Annotated in this window: 9 protein-coding genes and 2 tRNA genes; 5 read left to right on the forward strand and 6 right to left on the reverse strand. The window is 44.2% G+C overall.

From position 1 onward, the window contains the following. The first annotated feature begins 16 nt into the window (after positions 1–16). The 5 genes from FIU99_RS08800 to FIU99_RS08820 all read left to right on the forward strand — a co-directional run bounded on the left by FIU99_RS08800 (position 17) and on the right by FIU99_RS08820 (position 3,286). Positions 17–1,108 carry a glycosyltransferase gene (locus tag FIU99_RS08800; protein WP_152472186.1) on the forward strand — a complete coding sequence of 364 codons (1,092 nt, stop codon included), beginning with the start codon at positions 17–19 and terminating at the stop codon, positions 1,106–1,108. Then, a complete protein-coding gene (locus tag FIU99_RS08805) occupies positions 1,105–2,289 on the forward strand; it encodes a glycosyltransferase family 2 protein (protein WP_152472187.1) in 1,185 nt (394 codons plus the stop codon). Before FIU99_RS08800 ends, FIU99_RS08805 begins: the two co-directional genes overlap by 4 nt. A gap of 13 nt (positions 2,290–2,302) precedes the next feature. Next, positions 2,303–2,941 carry a sugar transferase gene (locus FIU99_RS08810; RefSeq protein WP_006962371.1) on the forward strand — a complete coding sequence of 213 codons (639 nt, stop codon included), beginning with the start codon at positions 2,303–2,305 and terminating at the stop codon, positions 2,939–2,941. Positions 2,942–3,099: 158 nt separating this feature from the next. Beyond that, positions 3,100–3,176 (forward strand) — tRNA-Val (locus FIU99_RS08815). A 33-nt stretch (positions 3,177–3,209) separates the two neighbouring features. Further along, positions 3,210–3,286 (forward strand) — tRNA-Val (locus FIU99_RS08820). Positions 3,287–3,356: 70 nt separating this feature from the next. Here FIU99_RS08820 and FIU99_RS27330 read toward each other — a convergent pair. The 6 genes from FIU99_RS27330 to FIU99_RS08845 form a co-directional block, all read right to left on the reverse strand. After that, the gene (locus FIU99_RS27330; protein WP_019277768.1) at positions 3,357–3,533 is read right to left on the reverse strand and encodes a hypothetical protein; all 177 of its coding nucleotides are present in this window, start codon (positions 3,531–3,533) and stop codon (positions 3,357–3,359) included. A gap of 183 nt (positions 3,534–3,716) precedes the next feature. Further along, positions 3,717–4,187, reverse strand: coding sequence for a DUF2127 domain-containing protein (locus FIU99_RS08825; protein WP_006962373.1), 471 nt, complete (start codon positions 4,185–4,187; stop codon positions 3,717–3,719). A gap of 171 nt (positions 4,188–4,358) precedes the next feature. Beyond that, positions 4,359–5,153, reverse strand: coding sequence for an NPP1 family protein (locus FIU99_RS08830; protein ID WP_006962374.1), 795 nt, complete (start codon positions 5,151–5,153; stop codon positions 4,359–4,361). A gap of 222 nt (positions 5,154–5,375) precedes the next feature. Beyond that, positions 5,376–6,668, reverse strand: coding sequence for a lysine N(6)-hydroxylase/L-ornithine N(5)-oxygenase family protein (locus tag FIU99_RS08835; RefSeq protein ID WP_038159101.1), 1,293 nt, complete (start codon positions 6,666–6,668; stop codon positions 5,376–5,378). A 75-nt stretch (positions 6,669–6,743) separates the two neighbouring features. Then, positions 6,744–7,712, reverse strand: a complete 969-nt coding sequence (locus FIU99_RS08840) for a GNAT family N-acetyltransferase (protein ID WP_006962376.1) — start codon at positions 7,710–7,712, stop codon at positions 6,744–6,746. Then, positions 7,702–9,933, reverse strand: a complete 2,232-nt coding sequence (locus tag FIU99_RS08845) for a TonB-dependent siderophore receptor (protein WP_152472188.1) — start codon at positions 9,931–9,933, stop codon at positions 7,702–7,704. Before FIU99_RS08845 ends, FIU99_RS08840 begins: the two co-directional genes overlap by 11 nt. Between the last annotated feature and the right edge of the window lie 71 nt (positions 9,934–10,004).

A 10,004-nucleotide genomic window follows, 5' to 3' on the forward strand; every position in this document is an offset into this window, starting at 1 on the left:
ACACCAAGGAAATCGCATGACCAGTCAACCGAAAACAACCATACATGTTGTTCAGCATTTGGCACCAGGTGGATTAGAAACATTAGCCATCAACATGCTCAAGTTTGCTAAACCAGACGAGAGCGTTTTCCTGATCAGTCTCGAAGGAAGTCGCTGCGAAACATTGGCAAACTGGCCTAGCTTAAAGAACGTTGAAGGTAAACTTATCTTTCTAGCAAAGAAGCCCGGTTTTGATTTCGAGGCGATATCTAAACTGCGTAAATTATTCAAACAAATTAAACCTAGAGTCGTTCACACTCACCACATTGGGCCTCTGATTTATGGAGCGACTGCAGCTAAACTGGCAGGTGTTCAACACATAGTCCACACAGAACATGACGCTTGGCATCTTAACAATCAAAAACATCTTCTGTTGCAAAGCCTTGCTTTAAAGCTATCCCGTCCTAATTTGGTGGCAGATGCTGGGCTAGTTAAAGAGCAATTAGATGAGAAACTCAACTATGCCAATATCACTGTAATAAAAAACGGCATAGACTGTGAAAGATTCAAGCCGGGATCTCAGGCACAGGCACGCTGTGAGCTTGGCCTACCTGCGCATGGAAAAATCATAGGCTCCGCTGGACGCCTCGAAAAAGTAAAAGGTCATGATATCCTTCTCAAGGCACTCCCTCTCATTAATAGCAATGTGACTCTCGCTATTGCAGGCATAGGAAGCCAAAAGGACGCATTAACACGACTGGCTGAAGACTTATCTATCTCTCATCAAGTACGGTTTCTCGATTTAGTTGAGGACATGCCAACCTTTTATCGTGCTCTCGATGTATTTTGCATGCCATCAAGGTGCGAGGGTTTCCCCCTTGCTCCACTGGAAGCTCAAGCGTGTGGCGTTCCTACAGTCGCGACAAACGTTGGTGGCACCAATGAAACGTTATGTCCTATAACAAGTCAGCTCGCGGAAGCAGAAAATAGTAGCGAGCTTGCTTTGAAGCTATCCCAAATGTTGCTTGAGTCCCCTCAATCCTCACCACGCCAGTTTGTTGTCAACAATAACGACATTCGAAAAATGGTGGATGCCTATAGCGCAATAACACAGGAGGAATACGCATGATTGATCTGACCATTGGAATTTTCTTCACAATCTGTGCTGGGCTCATCGTCTATCACCATGTTGGCTACCCTCTTGTACTTGCTTGGTATTCTAAGCGCCACCCTGTGGAAGAAGTAAAACCAATCGAACGTGGTTACAAGATCGCTCGTTCAGATAGACAATTAGCTGACATCACCATTCTTATCCCTGCATATAACGAAGAACAGTGGATCGCAGACAAAATTCGCAACTTAGCCTGTCTGGATTACCCGAAAGAGCACTATAAAGTCATCGTCGCTTGTGATGGTTGTACCGACAATACTGCTCAAGTGGCTCAGAACACGATTCAAGAAGCCATTTGCTGTGATACACATTTTGAAATTCGAGTCTTTGAAGAGAACCGCGGAAAGGTTGCACTAGTGAATGAGCAGATGCTAACGATATCAAGTGACATTACAGCATTGAGCGATGTGTCAGCTCTGATTTCTGTCGATGCCCTGCTGGTAGCCAACCAGCACTTCAAAGATAAAACTGTAGGTGCTGTTAACGGACATTACCAATTACTTTCTAGTGGTAGTGAAGGTGAAAGCAAATACTGGCAATACCAAAGCAGAATGAAACTGCATGAGGCCAGTTTGGGTAGCACACTTGGCGCTCATGGGGCTTTCTATTTGTTCAGAACTCACTTGTTTGAACCGCTCAAGCAAAACGTTATCAACGACGATTTCATCATTCCAATGGAGATTATTCGTAAAGGATATCGAGTGGATTACGACAAGGACATGATTGCATTAGAGCTTGAAGCAACCAACACCGACAACGATTTTAAACGTCGGCTCAGAATTTCTGCTGGCAACATGCAGCAAGCCCTGCAATTGGCGGAATTGTTTTTGCCACGATACAAAGGCGTCGCTTTTGCTTTCTTTTCAGGCAAAGGTTTAAGACTAATAACACCATACCTCATGATTCTGTGTCTGGCGCTTTCTGTCGTACTTATTCACCATCCACTATTTTTCATCGGGACCATTGCACAGCTCGCTGTTTACTCAATTGCGATTCTGGGGCATGTGTTCCCACACATATTTAGCCATAAATACTGTCAGTTAATCACATACATAGTAGCAGGGCACTTTGCCAACCTAATTGGTGGCTTACGCTATTTGTTCGGTTTCGAAGCCACTCGTTGGACAAGAATTCAATGATAAGGAGCATCTTATGAGCAACGTATCTTCTTTATATTCAATCTGGTTAGCAAAACGTATCTTCGATTTTCTATGCGCTGTAATCGGGCTTTTGATGCTGTCACCCATCTTGCCCGCGATTGCCTTAGCCATAAAACTCGACTCCAAAGGACCTATTTTCTATAAGCAGCTGCGTGTGGGCAAATCGACACCAGAACAAATGATGTTCTTTGAAATCATTAAGTTTCGCACCATGTATGTCGATGCAGAAACGCGTACAGGTGCAGTCTGGGCGACAGAGAACGACCCACGAATTACTCCAGTTGGTCGTTTCCTGAGAAAGACACGCCTAGATGAGATCCCGCAGTTGTTTAATGTCATCCGAGGCGATATGTCATTGATCGGCCCGCGCCCTGAACGCCCTAGCTTTTATAACAAGCTAGAAACGGCCATCCCTTACTTTGCTGACCGTACCTATGGAGTAATGCCAGGCATTACAGGGCTAGCGCAGGTTAATCAAGGCTATGACACCTGTATCGATGACGTTCGCAGAAAAGTCGGCTTTGACCATAGTTATGCCTTATCACTGCGTTCGCTAAAATCTTGGATTCTGATGGATATCAGCATCATTACCAAAACACTCATCGTCATGGTCGACGGACGAGGACGATAAATCAATCATTTAGAGGAGAGAAATCATGCTCTCCTTTTCTATTTTGGTATAAAAAAACGCCAATTCGATTAGTTGTGAAGCAAACAGTTTAAAAACCAATAATTTGCTCTTGCACGACCCAAAAAGTCTCGGTAATATCCATCTCGTTCTTAAGGAATGGGTCCGTAGCTCAGTTGGTTAGAGTACTACCTTGACATGGTAGGGGTCGGCGATTCGAGTTCGCCCGGACCCACCACTCCTTGCTTAAATGCACTAAGAACAAAAATTTGGGTCCGTAGCTCAGTTGGTTAGAGTACTACCTTGACATGGTAGGGGTCGGCGATTCGAGTTCGCCCGGACCCACCAAATTTTATAACAAAGCCCGCTTATAGCGGGCTTTGTTGTTTTTGGAGATACCTCATTAGATTGAGTTAATCTAATGCGCTTCTTCTAGCCGTTTTTCATTACCGAGTATCGTGTACTCTTGGCTAGCCTGCTCTAGCGTGTTCTGATATCCATCATAAGAACACTCTCCAATATCGTTTCTCGGACATATGGAAACATGATTCTTATCGATCATCTCTATTCCACAGTTCGGGCAATATCTATCCATGGCAACCTCCTGACGTTGTCTGCCTTGTACATACAGGTTCATAACCCTGCACTAGTCACTCTAGCTATTTTCAGATTCGAAACCAGCGATACCGCTCTCGGGTTTACAGCTTTTTACACTCTATTACAGTATCTGCTGTACTCATCATCATGTTTGCATAACAAACATGATTTCCAGCACAAGCTAACTTTCTATTGCAAATTCAGGCTTGGCTTGTAACGTTCTTGCAATATAGGCAATGATCAAGAGATTAACGATAAGTATCACAGCTCCAATTATGCCCGGGTGATGAATCAGGCCATACACTTCGAAAGGCACGTAGATCACACAGCCTATCAGTGCTAGCCACTCCGTCCAACGAAGCCCTTTCCATAAGCCATAAGCCTCAACCCATCGAATAATCGTGTATGCCAATGCACCCAGCATAAACCATTGAACATTGCCTTGCGGAAATCGCCCCATCGCTTCTATAAACACACCCGGTAAATGATGGGCAGGGTTTAAATGAGCATGCAGCACTAAAGACTCAGCCCACTGCTGCAAGTCTTTTCCGGCTAAAAGGTGCAGACCCAACGCAACCGCAAATGACAACAGCCCTTTCAGTGCTTCGAGAATCGCAATCAGCTTTAACCCTGGTTTCGCTTGTACTTGCATCTATTCAACTTCCTCATGCAATACGTTGAGATATAACCCAACCGAAAGTAACACGTTGATTAATTGCTTCATGAAGATTGTGTCAATTTTTCAATTTGACCGAACATGCTGAATCACGCATAGAAGAAGAGAAATGGCCTAATACGAATTAGGCCATTCAATTTACTACGTTTAATAAGGATTGGACGCTTCGACACTTTGCTGGGTAAATGGCGGGAACCCAGCTGGTCGCCACTGATTAATGTGGGTCAGAAAAGAGCTGTCTTTCACTTTAATTGACGCTTTTCCATAGTCAAAGCTATTGAGTTTATTGCGCATAGCTTCATTGGAGAGGTTGTCACCTGACAGTTCATACCAAGAAGTTATTGGCGGCGTTACAAATTGTCCATAGTGATTTTCTGCAACCTCATTGTCTTTGGCAAAACGAATGCAATGGGTCAAAATACCATCCTTGTGGTAAACCACTTTTAGATGTTCGCCTTCCATTGGTAATTGTTCTCTTGGCTTAGTTTCCAAATCGCCGTGACAGCTCACTGAACCATATGCGACAGCATCATCAATTGTCCAGATGATGACTGATTCCCAGTCATGGCGATGGCCCCCTAATCCAATCCCCGGAATTGCCTGATCTTTTTCATAATAGGTGTCATAGGCTTGAGCACAGTACTCCTGCCCATCACTTCCCTGTATGCAAGCGTAACGGTGAAGGGTATTTGAAATATCGAGAAAGCCTGCATCTCTACAACTTCCATTGAGCGCACCAGTTGGTTTCAACCCCGGATTCATCTCTCCATTACGGCTTACACCCGCAGCGGGATAGCAACCATCACCATCCCAATCGAAAACAGGAACCTGAGCCGATATATCAATCAAACTGGGTAGTGCTTCATCCAATCGTGGGAACTCTGCTGCATTGAGCGAAATAGGAGCACTAAGTAGAACGGTAGTTATTATTTTCTTCTTCATAAAAGCCTCTGGACCAACGTTGTGTTTAAAGTAGTGGTTTTACAACCAGCACAAACATAGGCGTGATAAAGAAACAACCGTCAGAGCTCGCTCACAGTTCTTTGATTCCTCTTAGTTATGAGGCATATTTTTGTTCATTAAGCTCCTAATTATCAATAAGTAACCCAAAAACAAAAAGGCCGTAACACTTTATGTTACGGCCCTTATAGTCTGTTTGATGCTTTATGCTTCTTCTGCGACTTTTTCTGTTTCAAAGTTCGCAAATAGCGAGTCTACAATCTCTTTCGAACGCACTGCCAGAACAGAAAGCAAAGTATCGCTCAGACCATGTGATGATTCACAGCAGCCTTGAAGGAATACATTCACTTTGCAAGACTCCTGCATTGGTAGACGATAATGACGCTCAACCTGCTTGTCCGACATTAGTGGTTCTAGCTTGTTCAACATTTGGTTGAACTGATCGTAGCGATAGCCAGTAGCAAGGACAACCGCATCGTAGTCGTGCCAGTTTTGCTCGCTATGAATGCGATCATTATAACGAAGCGCAATCTTACCTTCTTTCTGCCCTACTTCTTGAATATCATGACAGCGTAGATGTTGGTGCTTGCCTTCGCCAGTCACGCGCTGAAGGTATAGACGCTCATAAATCGCGCTAAGCTCTTCTGTATCGACAACTGAATAGTTTGTACCATTGAAGCGAGAAAGGATGGTTTTACGCTCTTCATCGGTGCTCTTGTATACGTGATCTGTGAACTCAGGGTCAAAGATCTCGTTAACGAATGCACTGTCATCTGCTGGATGTAGAGCAAAATTACGGTTCACTAAGTGAACTTCACCTTCTTCATAACGGTTTGTCAGGTCAACGAAGATCTCGGCAGCACTTTGACCAGCACCGACAACCGCAATCTTAGGTGTCTCCGTACCAGCATTAAACTGTTCACGCCACACCTTGTATTTCGATGAATGAATCACCTTCTCGTCACTCAGGCCGTTAAACAGCTCTGGAAGCTTCGGCATACCACCCATACCAATCAATAGGTTTTTCGCAATACGTACTGTTTGGTTGCCGTTGATATCCGTTGAGACAACGCGAACTTTCGTAATTTCGCCATCGACTTCAATCGGTTCGATGTCGATAACGCGTTGTCCATAGGTCACGACAGAATCAAACTGGTTTGCAACCCAAGTCAGGTAGTCATTGAATTCGACGCGTGAAGGGTGCAAAGAGCCCAAGTTGATGAACGAACTTAAGCGGTCATGTGAATGTAGGTAGTTCACAAAGGAATAAGGGCTGGTTGGATTGCGCAGCGTCACCAAATCTTTCAAACAAGAAATCTGCATTCGAGTGCCATCTAGCAACATGCCACCATGCCATTCGAAATGAGATTTCTGCTCTAGGAAGCAGTAGCTTAATTCTTGGTTCTGCGCCGTCTCTTCTAACGCAATCGCAATTGACAGGTTAGCAGGGCCGAAGCCCACGCCAAGCACATCATATTCCTTAATCTGGTCTGTCATTTTTGTAACCTCATGTTTTTCCGTTGAGCTCTTTGGCTCTCTATCCCCGAGACACCCTAAAACTGGGTTGCGATACTAAAAGCAATCGCTAAAGAAGGTATCTCTCAACTGACACATTAGAGCTGCCCTCTTATGAGGGAAGTCGAATTCTTTTAACTTGGCGAAACCGAATTTCTGCAGATAGCCAATCATCTTGGCGTTATCTGCTCTTGGTTCGCTGACGATTTTCTCTGTCCTTGGATCGGACAGGTAAAGGAAGTGGCATACTGAAGGAAGCCAAGCGGCGACCTTGTGACTGCCACGGTGATGCTCTTCACCAACAAGCATGTGAATACCGCGATCGTAATCGCCTGCTGCATAATACGGCGCGATGCGATCTTCTTTCGTCCAATAGGCTTCAATATAAGCAAAGGGTTCGTTATTGAGGCACACAATCAAGAGCTGGTTTTTATCATTGACCAACTGCTCCTCTAGATAAGCTTTATGCTCTTCTAAAGTGCCTGTCTGCTCCCAAAACGCAGCCACTCGTTCACTGTTTTGCCATTTTGAAAACAGCTCAGCATGCTGCTCTACATCTAGCCCAACCAGAGACAGCGTCTGCTCTAGCTCAGGAATGTAGCGGCTGTATAGCTCACCTTTTTGAGGTCTTGGGCGAAGAGGATGGTAGCCATTAGAAGCAAGAATCTGCTTATGTGGAATAGCGCGACGCTGCTGCTTTAGCCAAAGTTCTGGCAACTGCAGCAAAGCTTCTCGCCAAACCAAGCGAATACCTTCACCTGTAACATGAGTGAAGTCGTTTAATGATGAGAAAGTAAACTCGCCAAGATCAATACAACGAATATCCGTTCGGTGTTCAAGCATAAGGACAAAAGCTTGAACTACTTCCTTATCGTTGATGGCACTGCTGGTTACACGCCAATAACCACCACTTTCCTTGCTAAGTGTTAACTGACCGCTTGGCATCTCAACGCAACATGTATCCCCTTGTTGCTGAACACTCTGCCCAAAGGGCAGAGTGTTGAGGGCATCGCTGTTACCAGTCATAGCTCACGCTCGCGATAACATTGCGGCGGTCACCGTAGTAACACCAAGTATTACTCGTACATGTTGCTATGTACTCTTTGTCAAAGATGTTTTTCGCTGCGACTTGAAACTTATAGTCATCAATTCGGTAGCTAACCGTTGCATCGTAAAGTGTATATGAAGGAACTGTGTTTACGTTATCATTACCAGCATATGTGTCATCTGTATAACGCAAACCACCGCCTATACTAAGGCCTTCAAAAGTACCACCAAAGAACTGGTATTTAGCCCAAGCCGAAGCTGTAGTATCAGCCACTTGCTGGGGTTGATTGCCTATTATGGCCGAGTTTGTATCATCTTTGATTTCAGAATCAACGTAAGATAAGTTACCAATCAAAGTAAGAGCCTGAGTAACATTCGCTACCGCACCAAGTTCCATACCTCGGTTACGTATTTCCCCGATTTGCTTGATTTCTGAATTAACCGATTGGACAACATCCTTTTTAGTGGCTTCATAGACAGAAAAGTTAAAGTAACCATCAAAGCTTCTCGGTTGATACTTCACACCTGCTTCAATTGCTTCGCCCCGTTCTGGTTTAGCAGCTTGATTGTCCACTGTCTTAATGACTGGTTCAAAAGATTGCGCGTAAGTCACATATGGAGTGAAGCCATTGTTCATAACGTAGGCAACGGCCGCACTAGAGGTCCATTCTTCGTAATCAGCTTTGTAAGTTTTTCCTGTGGACTGGTTACTATCTTCGTTTGACGTATCGTCATATCGTAGACCGGCTTGGAACACCCAGTTGTGATATTTAATCTGATCTTGTACGTAGAAACCAAGCTGGCTGTTCTTAGTACTTGTTGTTTGCATATCGTCTTCGGTGACTTGGGTTACGCCGTTAAGCAATACAATGTTATTTGTATAACTAGGGTTGAAGATATTGAAGGTTGGGTCAGGTATGCTCCCCACGCCAGGTATAGTTTTAGATTCATTACCATTAGCTATAGTTGGATTGTCTGCAAACGTTTTGCTGTCTATATCTATACTCTGATAATCAATTCCTGTTAGTAAAGTATGGCTAAAATCACCAGTTTTAAACTCATAAACTAACCTGTTATCAATATTGAAAGCATCAGACTGCCCTTTTTCAATAGATGCACCTCGTGAAATAGTTTGGCGTGATCCCGTGGGGTCCAATAGAGCACCGATATTAAGGCCTTGGAAAGTAGCATCCGCTGAATAGCCGGCAAAAAACATCTGACGTAAATCAATATCCATTCGACTATAGCGAGCAGATTGCCCAAAACTCAAAGCGCTATTGAACTGGTGATCGAACTCATAGCCCAAGGATAACTGTTCACGTTCAAACTTTTCCCAGTCTGGGTTGCCCAGAGCCACATCATCAGCAATTTTGCCATTAGGGTTGCTTGTTAATGTACCTTCGACAGGCAAAAACTGTAGATATGGATCAGAATCATCTTTTTGATAGCTAGTTAGGAATGTAATACTGCTCTTGTCGTTGATATTCCACGCTAAGGAAGGAGCAATTAAAATACGCTCAGCATCGACATTATCCACTTTAGTGCCGTTCTTACGGCCCATAGCGACTAGACGAAAAGCAACATCTTCATTGAGCTCATGATTTACATCCAAGCTAATTTGAGTTCTATCATAAGAGCCATACTCAACAGCAACCTGACCGGAACCACCATCAAATTGAGGGCGTTTGCTGACGGTATTGATTAAGCCACCCGGAGGGTTTTGTCCGTACAGAACAGATGCAGGACCACGAAGAATTTCAACTCGCTCTAGAGCAAACGGGTCAATTTGCCAACTGTAGAAACCTGCTGAATATAGACGTGTGCCATCTTGGTAAAGTCCGTTATTCGCCTGTGTAAAACCACGAATAACAAACCAATCTTGTTTGTTATCCTCACCATAGAAATTAGCTTGAATACCTGGGGTGTACTGAAGTGCGTCTGAGATGCTGATTGACGCACGGTCATCCATTTGTTCGCGAGTAACAACAGAAACAGCTCGTGGCGTTTCATGGATTGCTAAATCTGTTTTGGTTGCTGTACGACTTTTTTGTCCTAGATAACTGAAATCTGGTCCTACGGCACTATCGTGCTCTTGACCTACTACCACTACTGTTTCGTCTTCCGCTGCGTTAACTACGCCAGCAGACAGAGCGAACGCTACTGCCAAACAAGCCGGGCTCAGCATAAACTGCCGATTCATGTCTTTCTCCTTAACTCTCGGTTTTACCGAATATTATATTAATAATTATGATAACCATTATCATTAGCATT

The sequence above is a fragment of the Vibrio sp. THAF64 genome (assembly GCF_009363455.1).
Lineage (GTDB): Bacteria > Pseudomonadota > Gammaproteobacteria > Enterobacterales > Vibrionaceae > Vibrio > Vibrio coralliilyticus.

Excerpts from the sequence above, each read along its gene's own strand:
- FIU99_RS08800 (WP_152472186.1), top strand. The coding sequence starts at position 17 with ATGACCAGTCAACCGAAAACAACCATACATGTTGTTCAGCATTTGGCA.
- FIU99_RS08805 (WP_152472187.1), top strand. The coding sequence starts at position 1,105 with ATGATTGATCTGACCATTGGAATTTTCTTCACAATCTGTGCTGGGCTC.
- FIU99_RS08810 (WP_006962371.1), top strand. The coding sequence starts at position 2,303 with ATGAGCAACGTATCTTCTTTATATTCAATCTGGTTAGCAAAACGTATC.
- FIU99_RS27330 (WP_019277768.1), bottom strand. The coding sequence starts at position 3,533 with ATGGATAGATATTGCCCGAACTGTGGAATAGAGATGATCGATAAGAAT.
- FIU99_RS08825 (WP_006962373.1), bottom strand. The coding sequence starts at position 4,187 with ATGCAAGTACAAGCGAAACCAGGGTTAAAGCTGATTGCGATTCTCGAA.
- FIU99_RS08830 (WP_006962374.1), bottom strand. The coding sequence starts at position 5,153 with ATGAAGAAGAAAATAATAACTACCGTTCTACTTAGTGCTCCTATTTCG.
- FIU99_RS08835 (WP_038159101.1), bottom strand. The coding sequence starts at position 6,668 with ATGACAGACCAGATTAAGGAATATGATGTGCTTGGCGTGGGCTTCGGC.
- FIU99_RS08840 (WP_006962376.1), bottom strand. The coding sequence starts at position 7,712 with ATGACTGGTAACAGCGATGCCCTCAACACTCTGCCCTTTGGGCAGAGT.
- FIU99_RS08845 (WP_152472188.1), bottom strand. The coding sequence starts at position 9,933 with ATGAATCGGCAGTTTATGCTGAGCCCGGCTTGTTTGGCAGTAGCGTTC.